Here is a 20,916-nt window from a genome sequence, read left to right on the forward strand (position 1 = left end):
AAATTATCGTTTTCCACTATGCAGCCAGAATGGTTCCGCGGCCAGCGCCTGACGACGGAAATATTCGATGACGCTGCGGTCATTGTTCTCGATAGCGCGGCGCACCTCTTGCCAGTTTTCCAGCCAGGCCTCGGCTACCCCGGCATAGGCGCTGGAAAGCAATTGAATGCTGTCGATCTCGCGCGCCAGACGCGTGAGCCGATCGCTGTAGTCGTCCTGCGTCTGCTGGAAGTTGCTTTTCAGCTCCGCCGCCGCTCGCGACAGCTGGATATCGGCAAAGCGTTTGAACGAACCGGCGATTTTCTTTTGCCCCGCCTCGTTGAGGAACGAACGCCAACCGCGGGTAACCAGCCATTCGGTCAGCAGCAATTTGGCGCCAACCGTGGCGCGGTTGAACAACGCCGCTTCTGCTTTCTCCGCGCCGTCCAGCGCCGCTTCGGCCTCAGTGAGCGATTCACGCAACTGTACGGTGGCTTTTCGCGGCACAATGCCGCCAAACAACACCAGCGCATGGCGTACGCGAGCCATCGCCCGCTGGATTTCACGCTTAGCTGCCGCGTTGCCCTGGTTCCAGACTTCATCATGATAGAGCCAGTGCGCCAGCGCGCTTTCCAGCGCCGCTTCCAGCCCCTGCTCGACGCTGGCTTTCGCCGCCACGCCTACTACCGTTAACGATTTAACCGGACGCGCTTCATTGCTCTGCGCCAGCTGATAGCCGCGCGCCGCTTTGCTCAGGCTGCCCTGACGCAGCACGCCGGTTGCCAGTAAACGATGCGCCAGCGCCAGAATGTCGGCGGTATCGCCGCTCAACAGCTCAAGCTCCAGTTCGCAAATGGCTTCCTGATGCTCACCGGCTTTCACTTCGCCAAGGTCAAGAGCTATCTCAATCTGGCTGCTGCCCTCTTTCACCACCCATTTTTCGCGGAGGAAATCAGTGCTAAACAGCGGCTGCACATTTTGCGCCAGTTCTGCCGGCAACTGCCCCTGCGGCCAGACTTCTGCCGGCAGTTTATCCAGCGCCAGCTCTGCTTTTTCCAGCGGAATATTGTATTCCGGACGCTGATGCAGGCCGCCCACCACCCGACCGGCAATTTTCAGCGTCATTTCATAACGCTCCCGATCGCCGCGGATCCGCAGCCCCATGTCGTGCAGACGCAGCCAGTTATCGGCGGTTTCGTAGTAAATATTCAGCAGTTGGCCTGCCGGCGTGTGCTGCGCATCCAGCGAATTGAGATGCTGGCGCAGCGCCTCAACGCCGTCGTGGGCAACGATAAACTTCAGTTCGATTTCTTGAGCCATGGCTGAATTCTTCCACCTGATAAGCGTCGCCGGGAAAATGCGGCGAACTAATGACGATATTTTTTGTCAGTAAATAGTATTTTGCGGCGAATCGCCATGCAATGCGCATTTGCCAGCTGCATTTGGATGATTCCGATTGTGGCGGAAAACTTTGCGTCGCTCTGGCGATGCCACTACTATCGTTCAACTTTTTATGACCAAACGATGACCTGATGCCAAAATTACGCCTTATTACCTTTACATTGCTAGCGCTTAGCGCCGCTACGGCGGTTCACGCAGAAGAAAAGCGCTATGTTTCCGATGAGCTGAGCACCTGGGTTCGCAGCGGTCCTGGCGATAACTATCGTCTGGTCGGCACCATTAACGCCGGCGAAGCCGTCGACGTTTTGCAAACCAACGACAGCACGAATTACGCGCAGGTACGCGATAGCAACGGCCGTACCGCCTGGATCCCGCTGAAAGAGCTGAGCAACGAGCCCAGCCTGCGCATTCGCGTGCCGGATCTGGAAAATCAGGTCAAAACGCTGACCGACAAGCTGAACAATATTGACGCCACCTGGAACCAGCGTACCGCCGACATGCAGAAAAAAGTCGCCGGTAGCGATGGCGCGATCAATGCCCTGAAAGAAGAGAACCAAAAGCTGAAAAACGAGCTGGTTGTCGCTCAGAAAAAGGTGAACGCGGCGAATCTGCAGCTTGATGATAAACAGCGCACCATTATCATGCAGTGGTTTATGTACGGCGGCGGCGTGCTTGGCGTCGGTCTGATCCTTGGTCTGGTGCTGCCGCATCTGGTACCGAGCCGCAAGCGTAAAGACCGGTGGATGAACTAATTCGTCTTCTCTGCCAGACTTACGTATCATCTTGCGAAAAGTCGATGCGGGAGAAACAGGCGTGAAGATTTATTTGGTCGGTGGTGCGGTACGAGATGCGTTATTAGGACTACCGGTCAAAGACAGAGACTGGGTGGTGGTTGGCGCCACGCCCCAGCAGTTGCTCGACGCGGGCTACCAGCAGGTAGGCCGCGATTTTCCCGTGTTTCTTCACCCGCAAAGCCGTGAAGAGTACGCCCTCGCGCGTACCGAACGTAAATCCGGTTCCGGCTATACCGGTTTCACCTGTTATGCCGCCGCTGACGTCACCCTTGAGCAAGATCTACTGCGCCGCGATCTCACCATTAACGCGCTGGCTCAGGACACTGACGGTCAGATTTACGATCCCTATGGCGGCCAGGCCGATTTACGCCAGCGCCTGCTGCGCCACGTCTCCCCGGCCTTTAGCGAAGATCCGCTACGCGTACTGCGCGTAGCGCGTTTTGCCGCACGTTATGCCCATCTCGGTTTTCGCATTGCCGATGAAACCATGGCGCTGATGCGCGCGATGGCGGACGCCGGCGAACTGGCGCATTTGACGGCGGAGCGGGTATGGAAAGAGACGGAAAACGCGCTTGGCACGCGTAATCCGCAGGTCTTTTTCCAGACCCTGCGCGACTGCCACGCGCTGAAGGTGCTGTTCCCGGAAATCGACGCCCTGTACGGTGTCCCCGCGCCGGCCAAATGGCATCCGGAAATCGACACCGGCGTTCACACCCTGATGACGCTCACCATGGCGGCGATGCTATCGCCGGCCATCGATGTCCGTTTCGCCACCCTGTGCCACGATCTCGGCAAAGGTTTAACGCCCAAAGAGTTCTGGCCGCGCCACCACGGCCACGGCCCGGCGGGTGTAAAATTGGTGGAACAGATTTGCCAGCGCCTGCGGGTGCCGAACGATATTCGCGATCTGGCCAGACTGGTTGCCGAATTCCACGATCTGATCCACACCCTGCCGATTCTGCAGCCAAAAACCATCGTGAAGCTGTTTGATAGCATCGATGCCTGGCGCAAGCCGCAGCGCGTGCAGCAAATCGCCCTCACCAGCGAGGCCGACGTGCGCGGACGCACCGGTTTTGAATCCTGCGATTATCCGCAGGGGCGCCTGCTGCTTGAAGCCTGGGAAGTGGCGCAGTCGGTCTCTACTAAAGAGGTGGTAGCGGAAGGTTTCAAAGGACCGGAGATTCGCGAAGAGCTGACGCGGCGCAGAATTGCGGCCGTGGGGCAGTGGAAAGAACAACGTTGCCCCCAGCCGCAAGGCTGAGGGCCAGGGCCTTAGAAGAAGACCACGTAAACTGCTGCCGCGACGATAAAGCGGTAGATTGCGAACGGAATAAACGAAATACGTTTAATCAGCTGCAGGAAGGTTTTAATCGCAATCAGCGCCACGATGAACGCCATGATAAAACCGACGGCAAACATCGGAATATCCCCGGTATTAAGGAAGCCGATGCTCTTGTAGACGTCCAGCACGGTGGCGCCCATCATCATCGGTACCGCCAGCAGGAATGAGAACTCGGATGCCGCATAGCGGCTAACGCCCATCAGCATGCCCCCGGAAATGGTCGCTCCGGAGCGAGAGAAGCCCGGCCACAGCGCCAGACACTGGAAGCAACCGATGGCAAACGCCTGACCATAGGTCATGTCGTCAAGACCCAACGCGCGCGGCTCTTTCGGTTTAAATAGCTCCGCTGCGATCAGTAGGAAGCCGCCGACAATCAGCGCGTACATGACGTTAACCGGGTTAAACAGCGATTTAATCAGGTCATGAAACACCAGCCCCAGCGCCACCGCCGGGATCATGCCTAACAGGATATGAATCAGCGACAAGCGCCCCTGGCTTACGCCCTCATGCTGCAGAGGACGGCCAAAATGAATGCCGATCAGGCCAAACAGTCGACGCCAGAACACCACGACGACGGCGAGAATAGAACCTAGTTGAATCACGACTTCAAAAGTATTGGCGGTATCCCCTTCAAAACCAAGGAGATGACCAACGATAATCATATGACCCGTACTGGAAACCGGTAAAAACTCCGTCAACCCTTCAACCACACCCAAAATTGCCGCTATCAGCAGCGAGTGTAAATCGCCCATTCAATAAACCCTTAAAATAAAAAGTAAAATTAAAATCCAGGCACTAAGACCGGTATAAAACAAATTTGTTTAAACATTATGACGAGAAACGTTTTGTTTCAGATTACTGCCACGTTCAATGATCACGCCAACGTTGGCCGCACGGGCCACCGCGCCAGGCTTGCTGACTTTAATCCGCACCCACGGAGAATTGAATTTTTGCAGCAGTAGATCGGCTACCTCTTCCGCCACCCGTTCGACCAGCGCAAAACGCCCGCCCTCAACGTGGTTGATAACCAACTCGCTGATATCAGCATAGCTCAGGCAATCGCTCACATCGTCGCTGGCGGCCGCTTTGCGGTTATCCCACGCCATTTCGATATCGAACACTAATTTCTGTTCGATGGTCTGTTCCCAGTCGTAAACACCGATAGTGGTGATTACCGAAAGTTGCTCTATAAATACAATATCCATCACGACCTGCCTGCTTTTTGGCTAAACCGGATACCACTTCCGGCGAATTATGCGTATTATCCACAGATGCAAAGACATCCCCTAAAGAATTCACGTGCCCTGACAGCGGCGACGCAGCAAGATTTCGGGAACATAGCAGCATCACTATGTAACCTATCGCGCAGAGAAAGCCAACAAGCTGTTAACACGAAAATGGGTGGGGTTCTAACGACGTTTTCAAAATGGAACAGCTGATGAGTGCAATCGCGCCTGGACTAGTTATCCTCGCCTACCTCTGCGGCTCAATTTCCAGCGCCATTCTGGTGTGCCGTCTTGCTGGTTTGCCCGACCCTCGCGATAGCGGTTCCGGCAACCCCGGGGCGACGAACGTACTCCGAATTGGCGGCAAGGGAGCAGCCGTAACGGTATTAATTTTTGATGTCCTGAAAGGGATGCTGCCGGTTTGGGGCGCCTGGGCGCTCGGTCTGACGCCGTTCTGGCTCGGGCTGGTGGCGATCGCCGCCTGCGTAGGCCATATCTGGCCGGTGTTCTTTAATTTCCGCGGCGGTAAAGGCGTGGCGACCGCATTTGGCGCTATCGCGCCCATCGGCTGGGATCTCACCGGCGTAATGGCCGGCACCTGGCTGCTGACTATTCTGCTCAGCGGGTATTCCTCGCTGGGCGCTATCGTCAGCGCGCTGGTAGCCCCTTTCTACGTCTGGTGGTTCAAACCGCAGTACACCTTCCCGGTCTCCATGCTCTCCTGCCTGATCCTGCTACGCCATCACGACAATATCCAGCGTCTGTGGCGCCGTCAGGAAACGAAAATCTGGTCACGCTTTAAGAAGAAGAAAAAAACGCCAGAGCAGAAATAATCCCCGCGCCCGGCCGCCTGTGCCGGGCCGTTTTGCCGCCACAAACGCATTCTATTTCCCACTTTTTTAGCCAATCATAGCGGCAAATGAGAAAACCAAAGATAATCCTTTCACTACAATAACTTAGTTATGAGTTATAACCAAAAATGATTTTTTCGTCCCCGCATCGCTGTTTACTCTGAAGCTCTTTATAAGAGAAAAAAGCACAACACCATGACTGATGTAATTAACGCGACGCCTGCGGCAACCTCTGCGTCGCCCGGCGGGGAAGTAAAATGGATCGGCAGCGCGGCGGACGTCTCGCGCCTCATCAACGAAGGCAGCAGCGGGCGCAATAACGCGCGTATCGTCATGGGAATCGCCCTCGGCGGTATTTTCCTTGATGCCTACGATCTTGGCTCGCTGGCCTTCGGCCTGAAAGATATCACCCGGGAATTCAACCTGACGCCTGCCGGTACCGGGATGGTCGCCTCGGCCATCACCTTCGGCGCTATCGTTGGCGCGCTGCTCGGCGGTTATCTGACCGACAAAATTGGCCGCTACCGCGTGTTTATGGCGGATATGCTGTTCTTCGTGGTGGCGGCTATCGCCTGCGCGCTGGCGCCGAATGAATACGTCCTTACCGGCGCACGCTTCGTGATGGGCCTGGGCGTCGGGATCGACCTGCCGGTGGCGATGGCGTTTCTCAGCGAATTCGCGAGGCTCAAAGGTCCCGGCAACAAGGCGGCCAGCGTGGCGATGTGGTGCCCAACGTGGTACGCGGCGATCAGCATTTCATATCTGCTGGTACTCTTTTTTTATGCCGTCCTGCCGGAAAGCCATAGTGACTGGCTATGGCGGATTATCCTTGGTTTTGGCGCCATCCCGGCGCTGGTGATTATCGCCATCCGCAGCCGCTACATGAGCGAATCGCCGGTGTGGGCCGCCAACCAGGGTAACCTGCGTGAAGCTGCTTCTATTCTACGCCAGGCGTACAACATCAATGCGCACGTTGCCCAGGACGCGCTGGAAAAACCGGCGCCGAAAGTTCGTAGCGCCCAATGGAGTAACTATCTGCGCCTGTTCCGCGGCGTCTACCTGCGCCGCACGACGCTCTCTACCCTGCTGTCAGTGGTTTCCTCGTTTGCCTATAACGCCGTCGCGTTCGGCCTGCCGGTGATCATCTCCAGCTTCTTCGTGCAATCGATGCTGACGACGATTTTGATTTCGCTGGCGCTGAATCTGCTGTTCGCTTTCGTGGGAGGGATACTGGCGGTACGCCTGGTACCGCGCTTCGGGGCGTGGCGGATGTCGCTGGCGGGTTATGGCTGCCAGCTGACGGCGCTGCTCGGCCTGGCGCTGATTGGCCGCCCTGATGGCGCAGGAGAAGGCGTCGCTGCCGTGGCGATGCTGGCGCTGTTCCTTTTCGGCCAGGGATTCGGCCCCGGCGCGCACACCATGACCTTCGCCTCGTTAAGCTATCCGACATCGCTGCGCGGCGTTGGCGTCGGGCTCAACCAGACGCTCATGCGCGGCAGCTCAACGCTTTCTTTATTCCTCTTCCCGCTGCTGGTCGCCGCGCTGGATACCCGCGTCTTCTGGATCATCGCCGCGGCGCCGCTGATTGGGCTATTGTCGCTGTTGGCTATCCGCTGGGAGCCGTCGGGCTACGACATCGACGCCGAGGATTATCAGCAGCCTTAATCCACGCGTAAAAAAGCCGCCTCGATGGGCGGCTTTTGTTTGTAACAGGCTTATCAGGCGGCCGGCAGTTCTGCCAACGGCCAGCGCGGACGCACGGTGACGCCGAGGCCGGCATTAGCACCGCCCTGCAGGCGGACCATCCCGGCGTAAGCGATCATCGCGCCGTTATCGGTACAGAACTCAGGGCGGGCATAAAATACTTCGCCGCCGCGTTTGCTCATCATTTCCGCCAGCTTCGCGCGCAGCGTACGGTTAGCGCTCACGCCTCCCGCCATCACCAGACGCTTAAAGCCGGTTTGCTCCAGCGCGCGGCGGCATTTAATCATCAGCGTATCGACAACCGCGTCTTCAAATGCGCGGGCGATATCGGCACGGGTTTGCTCATCGTCGCCGTTGTTACGAATGGTATTGGCGGCGAAGGTCTTCAGGCCGGAGAAGCTGAAATCAAGTCCTGGACGATCGGTCATCGGCCGCGGGAAGACGAAGCGACCTTCCGTGCCCTGGGACGCCATTTTCGACAGCATCGGCCCGCCGGGATAATCCAGCCCCAGCAGTTTCGCCGTCTTATCAAAGGCTTCGCCAGCGGCATCGTCGATTGACTCGCCCAACAGCTCATACTGACCAATGCCGGTGACGCTAATCAGCTGGGTGTGGCCGCCGGAAACCAGCAGAGCGACGAACGGGAACGCCGGCGGGTTATCTTCCAGCATCGGCGCCAGCAGATGCCCTTCCATATGGTGTACCGGGATCGCCGGCACGTTCCAGGCGAACGCCAGCGAGCGGCCAACGGTCGCGCCGACCAGCAGCGCGCCCACCAGGCCAGGGCCTGCCGTATAGGCGACGGCATCAATATCTTTCGCCGTCAGGCCCCCTTCTTTGAGCGCCGCCTGAATCAGCGGAACGGTTTTACGTACGTGGTCGCGCGACGCCAGCTCAGGCACCACGCCGCCGTAGTCAGCATGTAATTTCACCTGACTATACAGCTGGTTGGCTAACAGACCTTGTTTATCGTCGTAAATAGCGATGCCGGTTTCATCGCAGGATGTTTCAATTCCCAGTACACGCATGAGTTGTTTTACCTCGTTTCAATACCGCGCAGTGTAGGACCAATGACCGGCGATGTAAAACTTTGCTCACCCCTGGTGTTCTCTTCGTGTATACTCCTCACCCTTATAAAAGTCCCCTTTCAAAAAAGGCGCCGGTGCTTTACAAAGCAGCAGTAGTTGCAGTAAAATTCCGCACCATTTTGAAATAAGCTGGCATTGCGGCCAGCGGCAAACCGAATTAATCAAAGGTGAGAGGCACATGCCGGTAATTAAAGTACGTGAAAACGAGCCGTTCGACGTAGCTCTGCGTCGCTTCAAGCGTTCCTGCGAAAAAGCAGGTGTTCTGGCGGAAGTTCGTCGTCGTGAGTTCTATGAAAAACCGACTACCGAACGTAAGCGCGCTAAAGCTTCTGCAGTGAAACGTCACGCGAAGAAACTGGCTCGCGAAAACGCACGCCGCACTCGTCTGTACTAATCTGTTGAGAGCGAAGCTCTCAATTCAGACCGAGTTGTAGTTGTAAGGCCGTGCTTCCGAAAGGAATGCGCGGCTTATTTTCGTTTATGCATTAGCAGATACACGAGATCGTTCAAACTGTCTTCAGGCAATACATCGAGGCCGTTTGCAGGATGCAGTGTATAGATTACGGGGCATATGGCTGGACGAATCCCACGCGTATTTATCAATGACCTGCTGGCGCGCACCGACATCATCGATCTGATCGATGCTCGGGTGAAGCTGAAAAAGCAGGGCAAGAATTATCACGCGTGTTGTCCATTCCATAACGAAAAAACCCCCTCCTTCACCGTCAACGGTGAAAAACAGTTTTACCATTGCTTCGGCTGCGGTGCGCACGGCAACGCCATCGACTTTCTGATGAACTACGACAAGCTCGAGTTCGTCGAAACCGTCGAAGAGCTGGCCGCCATGCACAACCTTGAAGTGCCCTATGAAGCAGGTAATGGACCGAGCCAGATAGAACGGCATCAGCGGCAGAATCTCTATCAGCTGCTGGACGGTCTGAACACGTTTTACCAACAGTCTCTGAATCAACCCGCTGCCGAACCCGCGCGCCAGTATCTGGCAAAACGCGGCTTAAGCAGCGAGGTGATTACCCGCTTCGCAATAGGCTTCGCTCCCCCTGGCTGGGATAACGTTTTAAAACGTTTTGGCGGCAATCAGGAAAACCGCCAGTCGCTTATTGATGCAGGCATGCTGGTCACCAACGATCAGGGGCGCAGTTACGACCGCTTCCGCGAACGGGTAATGTTCCCGATCCGCGATAAGCGAGGCCGGGTGATTGGTTTTGGCGGGCGCGTGCTGGGCGATGCGCTGCCAAAATATCTGAACTCCCCGGAGACCGATATTTTCCATAAAGGCCGCCAGCTGTACGGCCTGTATGAAGCGCAGCAGGATAACGCCGAACCTCAGCGTCTGCTGGTGGTCGAAGGCTATATGGACGTCGTCGCGCTGGCGCAGTACGGCATTAATTATGCCGTGGCCTCGCTGGGCACCTCGACGACCGCCGACCACATTCAGCTGTTGTTCCGGGCGACCAATCAGGTCATCTGCTGTTACGACGGCGACCGGGCTGGCCGCGACGCGGCATGGCGCGCGCTGGAAACGGCGCTGCCGTATATGACCGATGGCCGCCAGCTGCGTTTTATGTTTTTACCTGATGGCGAAGACCCGGATACGCTGGTGCGTAAAGAGGGCAAAGAGGCGTTTGAAGCGCGGATGGAGCAGGCACAGCCGCTCTCCACGTTTTTATTCAATAGCCTGATGCCGCAGGTCGACCTGAGCACTCCGGATGGGCGCGCGCAGCTGAGTACGCTGGCGCTGCCGCTGATAACCCAGGTGCCGGGTGAAACGCTGCGCATCTATTTGCGTCAGGAGCTGGGTAACAAGCTGGGTATTCTGGATGACGCCCAGCTTGAACGTTTAATGCCGAAACAGGCGGAAAATAGCGCTCAACGCCCGGCGCCGCAGCTAAAACGCACGACCATGCGTATACTTATAGGGTTACTGGTGCAGAACCCCGATCTGGCGCCGCTGGTTCCGCCCTTGACGGGTCTGGATCAGCAGAAGATGCCAGGACTTGGTTTATTCAGCGAACTGGTCAATACGTGTCTGGCGCAGCCAGGTCTGACCACCGGGCAACTTTTAGAACAGTATCGCGGGACAAATGAAGCAGCAACCCTTGAAAAACTGTCGATGTGGGACGATATAGCAGATAAGGATATCGCTGAACAAACCTTCACCGACTCGCTCAACCATATGTTTGACTCACTGCTGGAACTGCGACAAGAAGAGTTGATAGCTCGCGATCGCACACACGGTTTAAGCAGTGAGGAGCGCCGGGAACTCTGGACTATCAGCCAGGAACTGGCCAAAAAATGAATTTAACGGCTTAAGTGCCGAATATCGATCGGGAAGCCCCCGACAGCCGCGCTGAGGCGCAGCGGCAATAATATAAGTACGCCCTCGCTTTAAATGTTGGCAGTTCGTCTGCCTGCACCAATCAAACGAATTAAGTGTGGATACCGTCTTATGGAGCAAAACCCGCAGTCACAGCTGAAGCTTCTTGTCCAACGTGGTAAGGAGCAAGGCTATCTGACCTATGCCGAGGTCAATGACCATCTGCCGGAAGATATCGTCGACTCCGATCAGATCGAAGACATCATCCAAATGATCAACGACATGGGTATTCAGGTGATGGAAGAAGCACCGGATGCCGATGATCTGCTGCTTGCTGAAACCTCCAATAATACCGATGAAGACGCAGAAGAAGCGGCGGCCCAGGTGCTGTCGAGCGTTGAATCTGAAATTGGCCGTACGACCGACCCGGTGCGCATGTACATGCGCGAAATGGGTACCGTTGAACTGCTGACCCGCGAAGGCGAAATCGACATCGCTAAACGCATCGAAGACGGGATCAACCAGGTCCAGTGCTCCGTTGCGGAATATCCGGAAGCCATCACCTATCTGCTGGAACAGTACGATCGCGTCGAAGCTGAAGAAGCTCGCCTGTCTGACCTGATCACCGGCTTCGTCGATCCGAACGCTGAAGAAGATATGGCGCCGACCGCCACTCACGTCGGTTCCGAGCTGTCTCAGGAAGAGATGGACGACGACGAAGATGAAGAAGAAGATGATGACGACGACAACAGCGATGACGATAACAGCATCGACCCGGAGCTGGCCCGCGAGAAATTCGCCGAGCTGCGCACCCAGTACGAGCTGACTCGCGACACCATCAAAGCGAAAGGTCGCAGCCACGCCGCCGCGCAGGAAGAGATCCTCAAGCTGTCCGAGGTCTTCAAACAGTTCCGCCTGGTGCCGAAACAGTTCGATTACCTGGTCAACAGCATGCGCAGCATGATGGATCGCGTTCGTACTCAAGAACGTATCATCATGAAGCTGTGCGTTGAACAGTGCAAAATGCCGAAGAAAAACTTCATCACCCTGTTCACCGGCAACGAAACCAGCGAAACCTGGTTCAACGCCGCCGTGGCGATGAACAAGCCGTGGTCCGAGAAGCTGCATGACGTTAAAGAAGACGTTCAGCGCGGCCTGCAGAAACTGCAGCAGATTGAAGAAGAAACCGGTCTGACCATCGAGCAGGTTAAAGATATCAACCGTCGCATGTCCATCGGCGAAGCGAAAGCCCGTCGTGCGAAGAAAGAGATGGTTGAAGCGAACTTACGTCTGGTTATTTCTATCGCCAAGAAATACACCAACCGCGGTCTGCAGTTCCTCGACCTGATTCAGGAAGGCAACATCGGCCTGATGAAAGCGGTAGATAAGTTTGAATACCGTCGTGGCTACAAGTTCTCCACCTACGCGACCTGGTGGATCCGTCAGGCGATCACCCGCTCCATCGCGGATCAGGCGCGCACCATCCGTATTCCGGTGCATATGATTGAGACTATCAACAAGCTCAACCGTATCTCCCGCCAGATGCTGCAGGAAATGGGTCGCGAGCCGACGCCGGAAGAGCTGGCTGAGCGCATGCTGATGCCGGAAGACAAAATCCGTAAGGTGCTGAAAATCGCCAAAGAGCCTATCTCCATGGAAACGCCGATCGGCGACGATGAAGATTCGCATCTGGGTGACTTCATCGAGGATACCACCCTCGAGCTGCCGCTGGATTCTGCGACCACCGAGAGCCTGCGTGCGGCAACGCACGACGTGCTGGCGGGCCTCACCGCTCGTGAAGCGAAAGTGCTGCGTATGCGTTTCGGTATCGACATGAACACCGACCACACGCTGGAAGAAGTAGGTAAACAGTTCGACGTTACCCGCGAACGTATTCGTCAGATCGAAGCCAAGGCGCTGCGTAAACTGCGCCACCCAAGCCGTTCTGAAGTGCTGCGTAGCTTCCTCGACGATTAATCGTCGCGCTGCAAAGAGAGTAAAAAGCTCCCCGCGGGGAGCTTTTTTATGCCTGCGATTCAGGTGTCATCAGCGCCCTCGCCCCGCCAGCGCCTCATCCAGTTCGCGATAGGCTTCAACCAGCTTGTCCAGCGTCGCCCGGTTTAAACCGCTGGGATTGGGCAGTACCCAGATTTCGGTTTCACCGATGGTCGCTTCCTGCTTTCCCCACTTTGCGCCACGCACCCTGAACGCCTGCTCATAGGCCTGCTTGCCGAGTACCGCCAGCACCTGCGGCTGATAGTCCTGGATTTTGCTTATTAGCTCCTGCGCGCCATTACGCAGCTCCAGCAGGGCAACCTCGCTGGCCTGTACCGTCGGCCGCTCAACCAGCATGGTGATACCGCAGCCGGTATCCAGTAGATGCTGCTCCTCTTCCGGCTTCAGCTGCCGCTCAGTGAACCCCGCCTGGTGAATGACCTTCCAGAAACGATTGCCGGGATGGGCAAAATGAAACCCCGTATGCGCGGAGGACTTCCCCGGATTGATCCCGCAAAAGACCACCCGCAGCCCCGGCGCCAGGATATCGCTAATCATAATTTCTCCGGCTGAATGACTAAAAAGCTGATTATAAAGGATTGAAAATGCATTGTTTATAAAAACAGCAGCCGAGCGCTTTACGCTGGATTGCAGCGTGCAGTTACATTATAATCCCTCGCCACGGCCCCTTAGCTCAGTGGTTAGAGCAGGCGACTCATAATCGCTTGGTCGTTGGTTCAAACCCAACAGGGGCCACCAATTAAAACAAGGAGTTACGACAAAATGCGTAGCTCCTTTTTGTTTTAGGGATATGCCAGGGATATCGCAGACAGGGATTGATGGTGATTCATGAGGTCGTCAGGCAAGGCCACATGTGTAAAAAAGTAAGTTACAGATGTTCTATAGTGTGATTTTGCCTATCGATTCTCAATTTCAGATTCTTTCCCAGCGCTTAGCTTTACGCCAACTCATTATGGTGTAATCTTCCTTAAAACTATCTAGCCTGATAACACATATCATTTGGGTGACAGCACTCGGGCGGTAGCATTTCCTTTCTCGCTTTATGTTCCCAAAAATTCATATAATTTCCGATATTTTCAAGAAAAGGGTTAATTTTTTATGCACAGCGTTAATTTCTATTCTTTCAGAATTCTGACCCATAAAGGTAGTAGACAAAGTAAAAAGCTTGGAACTCTAAATTTAAGCAATAAGAAAACAGCATATGACATACTTGAAGAATACTTAATAAAACATAAATTCAGCCCAATAGAATATGGGTTGTCTAAAACAAAAATATCTTTGGAAGGACATAAAAAACTAACTTTCAATAAATCTAAAGGTTTAGTGCATGGATACATAAAGGTTGGTAAGTACGGTGAAAGTAGTGAAATAAAAGATATTAAACTTAAAACAACTCAATATACTACCAAGGTTGATGACGTCACATTAAGAGAACGTTATGTCCTTATTTATCTACCTAACTCTTTAGAAGAAGGTATTATAGCCTTCCATTCCTCAGATAATGTTAGTGCTAAAGGAACTATATCTGATGCTTTGGTCGAGTATTTTAAAAAACAATACCAACTTGAAGCCCGAATAAATCCTCTTTGTCATAAAAACATCCCACAATACATACTTGACTCAGAAGTAAAACAAATCAAAGCCCTCGGATATGAAGCTCCCAAAGATATAGCCGACTCCTTCGGCACAAATAAAACCAATGTTAAAACTGACTTGGTCATAAAGTATAACGAAGGATATATGGGTAGCTTTAGAGATTTAAAAAACAAAAAAATATCTAATGTAATTGAAATTGTTGAAGATAAATGCGAACAAATAAAGGTTACGTTACAATTAGGTAATAGAGTTGTTGTTTTCAAATATGACACTATTCTCAAAAAAGGAATTTCTGTTGAACTTGAAGATAGTACACTCAAGATTGATGCATCTACCGGCATCCCTGAGTTAAAAGCACTACATGACACAGTGCGCTCATTGACTAATGATATACTCTTAGAGATCCATAGCGGAAACAAAGGGGTTAGGATATGAATAAAATAAATATATGGCAAGTGCTCCTAAAACATTACAGAACCATGACGGATCAACGAGGAGTGACATTAAGACAGGATATATTTATACACTTCATCCTGCCAGGAATAATATCCATCGTCGTTTGTTTACTTTATGGGACAATGAAACCAACCATTTCAGCAGTTTTTGTGAATTTTGGAGCAATCACGACAGCTTTACTAATGAGCGCTGTCATTATGATATATGATCAAAAGCAAAAAACTATTTTTAAAATATCTGACATTGTAGATAACAACAAACCAACAACTAATTTACCTACATTGGAGAATAATAAAAAAGTATATGAGCAATTATGTCACAATGTGGCATATGCTATATTAACATCGGTGATATTAGTCATTGCATCTGTAATAATATCCTTTTTCCCAGAGAAAAAAGAAACTCTTGAACTCCTATATTTCTCAGTTCCCGCCTATCTGCTCAGTTTCATAGCTTATACTGCATTTTTCACCACAGTGATAACATTTTTAATGGTTATTAAGCGATTCAGCTTTATTCTTGACAATTAAACTTCTACAGCTTCAAAACTACTGGCCTACAAAATCAGTAGGCCATACTCACTGACTCACCATTTATATTTTCTACTTGGGAATCATTACAACACTTAGTCTAATAATAACTAAATTCACATTGACGTAAGGGATAACAATGTCAGCTCGTATCGTAACCATCTGCGCAGTCATGGGTTTATTGATTGCTGGAGCAACCTTCTATTTTCAGTTTCGCAACGATATCTACGACAGTCTTTATCAGAAAAATTTTCTCACTGGTAAATGGTCCAATGATGCTGGCCTAATTATTAACAGCAAGGATCTCGGACTGAACAACGATGAACCATTAGTAACGATACAGATGGATGTTGATGATGACGGTTCTATTGATGGTGAAATTATTACCGAAGGGTTATGTGATGGTATGCCTTTAACATGGAATATTACGTTCAATAGTGAGGCCCCATCACTCAAGAATTTTGTGCTTGCTCGAAAGTTTCATGTTCGCCAACTCGTTGACGGTGCAATGGACAAAAGTCCAGTAGTCGCAACATTGAAACTAATTGAGGAAGATCCCAAACATAAATCAATCACCTTTGAAGTTGTTGACGATCCTGCGGGTATGCTGCCTAAAAAATTTACTGTTGCTAAAGGCCTGCCAAAGTTTGAAGACAATTATAATTACTTACAGGAATACTGCGCTAATTCGACGCAGGAATTTTTCAAAAAAAGAGATATCGAAAAAAAATTAATGGATAACCCAAATCCATCTTAAACCGAGTCTTCCGAGCCTTAGAAACATGATCTTGCCTGACAGACTGAAGCTACTGTTGATTAAGCACCCTGACGAACTGAAACCAGATACGCATCGAGATCTGATTTCAAATAGATGGTTTTTTTACGACCGACTTTATAGAAAGGAATTTTTACGCGGCCTGAGCTATGCCAATTTGCCAACGTTCGTGGGGCAATTCCTAGATAGCTTGCAGCTTCTGGCCGAGTCATTTTTTCTTTTAAAATAGGTAATACATTCATAACGCTTCACCGTGTTTTATGGTTAACAACGATGAAACTATGGAACGAAATGATATCAGCGGGAAGATTGCAGAACGATTTTGCACCTTGCATAGCCGCTATGCCCCCTATTTAGAGGTTGGAAATATAAGCGTTATTCGTTCGTACTTTTTTGGTTTAGGTGGCTGCAATGCAGACTCTTTGATCCAACGTTTTATACTATCCTCACTAACCTTACTCTGGTAATGAGCCATCAGTTTTCGGATTAACTCTTTCTTACTTCCAGCAGGATATTTTTCCCACGTGGCTTGTATGACTGCCATTATCTCATTGTAATTTTGATTTCTAGGTCCTGATGCAGCTTCTCTGTATTTATTCTTAACTGACAAATCCACAGCTAAGCACCTGTTATTTCTCTCGATATTGAACATTCTACGAGCCATAAAAAGCTCTCTCGCTGCTTGATCATAACCATTGAGCATTAAAATCATCGCGGATTTAAACATCGCGTTTTGTATATAATCTTTTTCATCATCCCATTCACCGTCAATTTTTAGATTCTGAATTAAACCTGCAATAGTAGTGTTTTCTTCAGTAGACCTTTCATTTCTTACGCCCAATAAAATCTCAAATTTTTCTGATGGGATTTTACCTCTGGAAACAGAAACCATATCCAAAAGTTCAAGCATGAAAGCTGTTTGGTCTTTTTTTCCATTATTCATTTTGTTTTCTTCTCCTCCTGAGAAGTTAAAAAATAGTGAAGCAACTTTCGTTTATCATCTTCAGTCATTTTTTCATGACCACTCTTAACTGTTTATCAATGTCCGTGTTTTTTTCAGCCAACCTAGCGTGCTCTAGAATCGCGTGTTCTATCTTTGCGGCAGGTTCTAGCAACTCGTCAGCGGAGAAATGGAGATAACCTTGTGTAACGTCAGCGCTTCGCATGGTCTTATGGTTCATCAGGCGTTTCAGTATGTACGACCCGACCCCCACCAGCTCGGCAATGCTGCCGAACGTGCGCCTTGCATCATGGCAGCTGAATGCTATTGGAGACTCAGCCCCGTTTTGCACAGTTGCCTCACTTATCTGCTCTATCACCCTTCGTGGGTCGGTAATAATGCCACCCTGAGCTGCTGGAAATACATACGGGTTGTTATCGGAGCGCACGGCCTTTCGACGCTCAAAGATGGCGTAAAGCGTATCAGTGATCGGCAGCTCCAGCGGGTCACCGTTTTTTGTTTTGTCGATCCAGAAATAACGCCCTGAAGTTTTCACCCGATCCCACTCCAGCCCGAATACCTCAGAACGACGCAGCCCGGTGAAAAGTGCAAGATCGAGCGCATCACACACCGACACGGCGAAATCATCACGAATGCTGATGGAGTGCTTCCGAACGGCATTAACAGCGCTCAACCACCGGGAAAGTTCATTATTGCGTATGCGGGAAGTTTTGCGAGTAGTACCGTGCCATTAGCGCTTTGTGCTCAGTACCATAGTTGGAGGGTCGGGTAAAAGCCGGTTGCCCTCGTTGTCGCGGTAATGATCGTGTGAATAGCGGTAAACAGCACGCAGCACCCTAGCCCATAAATCTGCCTGCGCCTTGCTTCCTGCCGCCACACCTGAGCGCTGCGGCTTATTACCGAACCATACACCACCATCAGTGATCGCTTTATGCCTAGCCTCCACACGTTCGCGATCAATGGCCGCCAGAGGTGTATTAAGCCAGTCTCCGGAGAAATTGGTTAGGATGCTTTGATACTGCTCTTTCGTCGTCTGTTTGATGCGTTGCGCGCGGGATTTGAGATATTCACCCAGTGCGTCAGAAAGGGTAACGGATTTATTTCTGTCGGCCTGCCGTCTGTGGTTGGGATTTTGTCTTGTAGCAGCAACATCACCGATTATCTTGGCTGCGAGTTCACGGGCTTGATCAACGGTCAGATCTGGGAACTTACCCAACGTAACTCTAATAAATTTGTGATCACGGTATCTAGCTACACAAAAAGATTTTACACCTGCAGGAGTTATGCGTATGCGCAAGCCTGGCAAAACGCTGTCAGCATACTCAATCCTTTTGTGGGGGTCAGGAGCTATAGACAGTAATGTTGCTTTAGTAAATTTTAGTGTTTCCATATTACCTTACGGGTTTCTAGGGATATCCTGGGGATATTCCAAAAAGGTCATCTGAGGTAATAATAGGACATTATTCGCAACCAAATCATGACCTAAATGCTTGTTTTTCATGAAACGGTAATGTTAGTGAATTATTTCACCTAAAACTCATAATCGCTTGGTCGTTGGTTCAAACCCAACAGGGGCCACCAAATATCAAGGGCTTACGAGTAATCGTAAGCCCTTAGTCTTTTCCAGGATACCTACAGAATACGGCAGGCAAGTACTGCGGAGTATAAACGCGCCGGGTTAGAAGCTTGCAATATAGCGAAAGCGCAACGCATTCCAGTCCGCTCACGGTTGAGCAGAGTTCATCTTATACCAGAGCCCGCAGCTCCTCGCGCATGTATGAAGAAAAGTACTCAGGATTCTTAATAACTATACGCTCGCCGGACTCAATTCGTTCCGCCCATCCCGCTAACGTTTTAGTAAATTCAGGATCCCAGCCCTCTTGAGTGCCCCGGGCATATACATCAGCTGCGCTGGCCGGAGCTCCTAACTCATTAAGATACTTGAAAATGCCTTTAGCCGTACTTTCATCCATGGTGTGCGGTGCTGAAGATGACGTGTTCATGCCATTAATAAAATCCAGTGCTTTATCAATTACTGCTGACATATTCTTATCCTTAAAATATCCATGTTCGGTACAAGGCTATAATATGGACTATATTTTGCTTAAGTATCAAAAGGTTTATCCATTTAATTATTCAAATGTGAGCTGTGTACAAATGGCTAAATTTTTCTGCCTGGCAATCAGCACGGTAGTTAACATTATGCAAAGCGTGATTCTGGATATACATTGCTGGCGATGCCCTTCTGAGGCTACCACGTAAGCCAGCGCCAAAAACCCGACAAAGCCAGCCATCTTCATGCCCCAACAGGTGATGATGGGGTGACAATTAAAAAAGGAGTTAAATCATCTAACTCCTTTTTGCCCAGCCGTCCGCCTTTATCACTGCGCCACTGCTCATATCATTCACTGAATCAAAAAAGCCAGTCCGGCCGCGAAAAGAATAGAAAGCAGCACCGATGCCAGACCGGGCAGCAGAAAAGGATGATCGATAATATGCCGCCCCAGTTTAGTCGAGCCGGTAACATCCAGTTCTACCGCCGCCAGTAACGTCGGATAGTTTGGTAAAATAAAAAGCGAAGCGGTAGCCGGGAAGCAGGCCACCAGAATACCGGGGGCAACGCCCATACTCAGCGCGGCGGGAAATAAAATTTTTGTTGAAGCCGCCTGAGAATACAGGAAACATGACGCCGCCATAATAATAATGGCCAGCATAATGGGTGAATCCAATAAATGTGACGAGAGCGTACTTTGCAACCACTGTTGATTGCTGTCCATAAAGGTTGACCCCAGCCAGGCGACGCCGAGTATACAGATACAGGAGGTCATCCCGGTTTTAAATACCGAGCCGGACGGGACTTTTTGTACGTTAACCCGGCAACTCACCAGAATCAGCAGCGCAACGCCCAACATCACCCCTACCCGCGCCTGCCCGCTGCTCATGACCGGATTGGTAATCAGCCCTAATTTGGGGCTGGTGACAATCGCATAGCACAGCACCACCACCAGCCCGACGATAAAGATCAGCACCGAACGAGCGGCATAAGGCGGGCTCTCCCGCTCAGTCCGTGCCTTCACCTGCACCGGATTGTCATAGAGCCTATCCTGCCGGCGAATTCTGTCCCAGCACAGGTAAAACACGGAGGTGACCAGTAACGCAAGAAAGGTGGAAGGGATGGATACCGCAATAAGCTCAATATAGCCCCAGCCAGAATGGCTCTTTTCCAGAATCCCCGAGAAGAAAATCACCGCCGCGGAAATGGGCGATGCCACAATGCCAAGCAAAGAGGCGCTGACGGAGAGAGCAAGCGCCCGGGTGGGTTTTATATTGTTCTCTTTCGCCACGCCGACAATCACCGGCATACAGGCAAAAGAGACCTGTCCGGTGCTGGCCATCATGGTTAATAGCCAGGTGGAAAGCGGCGCGGTGATGACTAACAATCGCGGATAGCGACGCAGCAGGCGCTCGGTGAGGTCAACCAGATATTCGATACCGCCGGCCTCCTGCATGGCCGCAATCGCCACGATCACCACCATGATAAACACGATAACCAGCATCGGCATATCCCCCGGCGTGGCGCCGAGCGCGCTGAGGACAATCACGCCAGCGCCGCCGGCAAAACCTACGCCAATACCGCCAACCCGCATGCCGATATAAAGAAACAGCAGCACGACCAGAAACTGAACTAATACCATAATTTGCCTCCACGGCTCCCTGTCCGGCATTAACCCTTTACATAATGAAATGACCTGCTAGTTCTGGTAGCCGGGTGTGCCGGTCAGGATGACATCTCCCGGAGAGCTCGCGCTGAACGCGCCGATATCCGCAATACAGCAAGACATCTTTCTGCATTGCGGATTAA

The 20,916-nt window shown here is 51.6% G+C and carries 19 protein-coding genes, 1 tRNA gene and 1 pseudogene; 11 read left to right on the forward strand and 10 right to left on the reverse strand.

The genetic code is table 11. The features are described from left to right. Nucleotides 1-3 precede the first annotated feature (3 nt). The gene (locus ABLU80_RS15980) at nt 4-1,299 is read right to left on the reverse strand and encodes an inorganic triphosphatase (RefSeq protein WP_213795801.1); all 1,296 of its coding nucleotides are present in this window, start codon (nt 1,297-1,299) and stop codon (nt 4-6) included. A gap of 212 nt (nt 1,300-1,511) precedes the next feature. On the opposite strand from ABLU80_RS15980, the gene ABLU80_RS15985 reads away from it, so the two are divergent. Both ABLU80_RS15985 and ABLU80_RS15990 read left to right on the forward strand, forming a co-directional pair. Beyond that, entirely contained in the window at nt 1,512-2,132 is a 621-nt protein-coding gene (locus ABLU80_RS15985; protein ID WP_015369636.1) for a TIGR04211 family SH3 domain-containing protein, read from the forward strand. A 61-nt stretch (nt 2,133-2,193) separates the two neighbouring features. Continuing rightward, the gene (locus tag ABLU80_RS15990; protein ID WP_015703520.1) at nt 2,194-3,435 is read left to right on the forward strand and encodes a multifunctional CCA addition/repair protein; all 1,242 of its coding nucleotides are present in this window, start codon (nt 2,194-2,196) and stop codon (nt 3,433-3,435) included. An 11-nt stretch (nt 3,436-3,446) separates the two neighbouring features. On the opposite strand, the gene bacA is transcribed toward ABLU80_RS15990, so the two are convergent. After that, nucleotides 3,447-4,268, reverse strand: coding sequence for an undecaprenyl-diphosphate phosphatase (gene bacA / locus ABLU80_RS15995; RefSeq protein WP_045414294.1), 822 nt, complete (start codon nt 4,266-4,268; stop codon nt 3,447-3,449). Nucleotides 4,269-4,337: 69 nt separating this feature from the next. Beyond that, a complete protein-coding gene (gene folB / locus ABLU80_RS16000) occupies nt 4,338-4,721 on the reverse strand; it encodes a bifunctional dihydroneopterin aldolase/7,8-dihydroneopterin epimerase (RefSeq protein WP_015369633.1) in 384 nt (127 codons plus the stop codon). 233 nt (nt 4,722-4,954) lie between these two features. On the opposite strand from folB, the gene plsY reads away from it, so the two are divergent. After that, nucleotides 4,955-5,575: a glycerol-3-phosphate 1-O-acyltransferase PlsY gene (gene plsY, locus ABLU80_RS16005; protein WP_015703522.1), complete on the forward strand. Its 621-nt coding sequence runs from the start codon at nt 4,955-4,957 to the stop codon at nt 5,573-5,575. Between the two features lie 213 nt (nt 5,576-5,788). After that, on the forward strand, nt 5,789-7,258 hold the full coding sequence (locus ABLU80_RS16010) for an MFS transporter (protein WP_020077904.1): 1,470 nt from the start codon (nt 5,789-5,791) through the stop codon (nt 7,256-7,258). A gap of 53 nt (nt 7,259-7,311) precedes the next feature. Here ABLU80_RS16010 and tsaD read toward each other — a convergent pair whose 3' ends face one another. Beyond that, the gene (gene tsaD / locus ABLU80_RS16015) at nt 7,312-8,325 is read right to left on the reverse strand and encodes a tRNA (adenosine(37)-N6)-threonylcarbamoyltransferase complex transferase subunit TsaD (RefSeq protein WP_047079790.1); all 1,014 of its coding nucleotides are present in this window, start codon (nt 8,323-8,325) and stop codon (nt 7,312-7,314) included. Between the two features lie 238 nt (nt 8,326-8,563). Between tsaD and rpsU the strand changes: the two genes are divergently transcribed. From rpsU to rpoD, 3 genes are all read left to right on the forward strand, one after another. Further along, complete coding sequence (gene rpsU / locus ABLU80_RS16020; RefSeq protein ID WP_001144069.1) at nt 8,564-8,779, forward strand: 30S ribosomal protein S21; 216 nt, start codon at nt 8,564-8,566, stop codon at nt 8,777-8,779. 177 nt (nt 8,780-8,956) lie between these two features. Beyond that, nucleotides 8,957-10,702: a DNA primase gene (dnaG, locus tag ABLU80_RS16025; protein ID WP_015369629.1), complete on the forward strand. Its 1,746-nt coding sequence runs from the start codon at nt 8,957-8,959 to the stop codon at nt 10,700-10,702. A 150-nt stretch (nt 10,703-10,852) separates the two neighbouring features. Then, nucleotides 10,853-12,697: an RNA polymerase sigma factor RpoD gene (gene rpoD / locus ABLU80_RS16030; protein WP_015369628.1), complete on the forward strand. Its 1,845-nt coding sequence runs from the start codon at nt 10,853-10,855 to the stop codon at nt 12,695-12,697. Nucleotides 12,698-12,766: 69 nt separating this feature from the next. Here rpoD and mug read toward each other — a convergent pair whose 3' ends face one another. Beyond that, entirely contained in the window at nt 12,767-13,273 is a 507-nt protein-coding gene (gene mug, locus ABLU80_RS16035; RefSeq protein WP_045359807.1) for a G/U mismatch-specific DNA glycosylase, read from the reverse strand. Between the two features lie 125 nt (nt 13,274-13,398). On the opposite strand from mug, the gene ABLU80_RS16040 reads away from it, so the two are divergent. The 4 genes from ABLU80_RS16040 (at nt 13,399) to ABLU80_RS16055 (ending at nt 16,075) form a co-directional block, all read left to right on the forward strand. Beyond that, nucleotides 13,399-13,474 (forward strand) — tRNA-Ile (locus ABLU80_RS16040). Nucleotides 13,475-13,834: 360 nt separating this feature from the next. After that, on the forward strand, nt 13,835-14,767 hold the full coding sequence (locus ABLU80_RS16045; RefSeq protein ID WP_348850184.1) for a hypothetical protein: 933 nt from the start codon (nt 13,835-13,837) through the stop codon (nt 14,765-14,767). Then, entirely contained in the window at nt 14,764-15,318 is a 555-nt protein-coding gene (locus tag ABLU80_RS16050; protein ID WP_348850186.1) for a hypothetical protein, read from the forward strand. The genes ABLU80_RS16045 and ABLU80_RS16050 overlap by 4 nt, the downstream gene beginning before the upstream one ends. Nucleotides 15,319-15,457: 139 nt before the next feature. Then, nucleotides 15,458-16,075 carry a hypothetical protein gene (locus ABLU80_RS16055; protein ID WP_348850187.1) on the forward strand — a complete coding sequence of 206 codons (618 nt, stop codon included), beginning with the start codon at nt 15,458-15,460 and terminating at the stop codon, nt 16,073-16,075. A gap of 59 nt (nt 16,076-16,134) precedes the next feature. Here ABLU80_RS16055 and ABLU80_RS16060 read toward each other — a convergent pair whose 3' ends face one another. The 5 genes and pseudogenes from ABLU80_RS16060 to ABLU80_RS16080 all read right to left on the reverse strand — a co-directional run bounded on the left by ABLU80_RS16060 (nt 16,135) and on the right by ABLU80_RS16080 (nt 20,749). Next, the gene (locus tag ABLU80_RS16060) at nt 16,135-16,335 is read right to left on the reverse strand and encodes a helix-turn-helix domain-containing protein (protein WP_348850188.1); all 201 of its coding nucleotides are present in this window, start codon (nt 16,333-16,335) and stop codon (nt 16,135-16,137) included. A gap of 107 nt (nt 16,336-16,442) precedes the next feature. Beyond that, the gene (locus tag ABLU80_RS16065; RefSeq protein ID WP_348850189.1) at nt 16,443-17,036 is read right to left on the reverse strand and encodes a hypothetical protein; all 594 of its coding nucleotides are present in this window, start codon (nt 17,034-17,036) and stop codon (nt 16,443-16,445) included. Next, a pseudogene (locus ABLU80_RS16070) lies at nt 17,033-18,444 on the reverse strand (integrase family protein). Before ABLU80_RS16070 ends, ABLU80_RS16065 begins: the two are co-directional and overlap by 4 nt. A gap of 355 nt (nt 18,445-18,799) precedes the next feature. Beyond that, complete coding sequence (locus tag ABLU80_RS16075) at nt 18,800-19,099, reverse strand: DUF1889 family protein (protein WP_015369626.1); 300 nt, start codon at nt 19,097-19,099, stop codon at nt 18,800-18,802. Nucleotides 19,100-19,459: 360 nt separating this feature from the next. Then, nucleotides 19,460-20,749 (reverse strand): anaerobic C4-dicarboxylate transporter family protein, encoded by a 1,290-nt coding sequence (locus tag ABLU80_RS16080; RefSeq protein ID WP_348850190.1) that lies wholly within the window; start codon nt 20,747-20,749, stop codon nt 19,460-19,462. Nucleotides 20,750-20,916 lie beyond the last annotated feature (167 nt).

The sequence above is a fragment of the Klebsiella sp. CN_Kp104 genome, assembly GCF_040064515.1.
GTDB classification, from domain to species: Bacteria; Pseudomonadota; Gammaproteobacteria; order Enterobacterales; family Enterobacteriaceae; genus Klebsiella; species Klebsiella aerogenes.

What these genes read in the sequence shown, in the direction of transcription:
- ABLU80_RS15980 (WP_213795801.1), bottom strand. Translation starts at nt 1,299, where the DNA reads ATGGCTCAAGAAATCGAACTGAAGTTTATCGTTGCCCACGACGGCGTT.
- ABLU80_RS15985 (WP_015369636.1), top strand. Translation starts at nt 1,512, where the DNA reads ATGCCAAAATTACGCCTTATTACCTTTACATTGCTAGCGCTTAGCGCC.
- bacA (WP_045414294.1), bottom strand. Translation starts at nt 4,268, where the DNA reads ATGGGCGATTTACACTCGCTGCTGATAGCGGCAATTTTGGGTGTGGTT.
- folB (WP_015369633.1), bottom strand. Translation starts at nt 4,721, where the DNA reads ATGGATATTGTATTTATAGAGCAACTTTCGGTAATCACCACTATCGGT.
- plsY (WP_015703522.1), top strand. Translation starts at nt 4,955, where the DNA reads ATGAGTGCAATCGCGCCTGGACTAGTTATCCTCGCCTACCTCTGCGGC.
- ABLU80_RS16010 (WP_020077904.1), top strand. Translation starts at nt 5,789, where the DNA reads ATGACTGATGTAATTAACGCGACGCCTGCGGCAACCTCTGCGTCGCCC.
- tsaD (WP_047079790.1), bottom strand. Translation starts at nt 8,325, where the DNA reads ATGCGTGTACTGGGAATTGAAACATCCTGCGATGAAACCGGCATCGCT.
- rpsU (WP_001144069.1), top strand. Translation starts at nt 8,564, where the DNA reads ATGCCGGTAATTAAAGTACGTGAAAACGAGCCGTTCGACGTAGCTCTG.
- dnaG (WP_015369629.1), top strand. Translation starts at nt 8,957, where the DNA reads ATGGCTGGACGAATCCCACGCGTATTTATCAATGACCTGCTGGCGCGC.
- rpoD (WP_015369628.1), top strand. Translation starts at nt 10,853, where the DNA reads ATGGAGCAAAACCCGCAGTCACAGCTGAAGCTTCTTGTCCAACGTGGT.
- mug (WP_045359807.1), bottom strand. Translation starts at nt 13,273, where the DNA reads ATGATTAGCGATATCCTGGCGCCGGGGCTGCGGGTGGTCTTTTGCGGG.
- ABLU80_RS16045 (WP_348850184.1), top strand. Translation starts at nt 13,835, where the DNA reads ATGCACAGCGTTAATTTCTATTCTTTCAGAATTCTGACCCATAAAGGT.
- ABLU80_RS16050 (WP_348850186.1), top strand. Translation starts at nt 14,764, where the DNA reads ATGAATAAAATAAATATATGGCAAGTGCTCCTAAAACATTACAGAACC.
- ABLU80_RS16055 (WP_348850187.1), top strand. Translation starts at nt 15,458, where the DNA reads ATGTCAGCTCGTATCGTAACCATCTGCGCAGTCATGGGTTTATTGATT.
- ABLU80_RS16060 (WP_348850188.1), bottom strand. Translation starts at nt 16,335, where the DNA reads ATGAATGTATTACCTATTTTAAAAGAAAAAATGACTCGGCCAGAAGCT.
- ABLU80_RS16065 (WP_348850189.1), bottom strand. Translation starts at nt 17,036, where the DNA reads ATGAATAATGGAAAAAAAGACCAAACAGCTTTCATGCTTGAACTTTTG.
- ABLU80_RS16075 (WP_015369626.1), bottom strand. Translation starts at nt 19,099, where the DNA reads ATGTCAGCAGTAATTGATAAAGCACTGGATTTTATTAATGGCATGAAC.
- ABLU80_RS16080 (WP_348850190.1), bottom strand. Translation starts at nt 20,749, where the DNA reads ATGGTATTAGTTCAGTTTCTGGTCGTGCTGCTGTTTCTTTATATCGGC.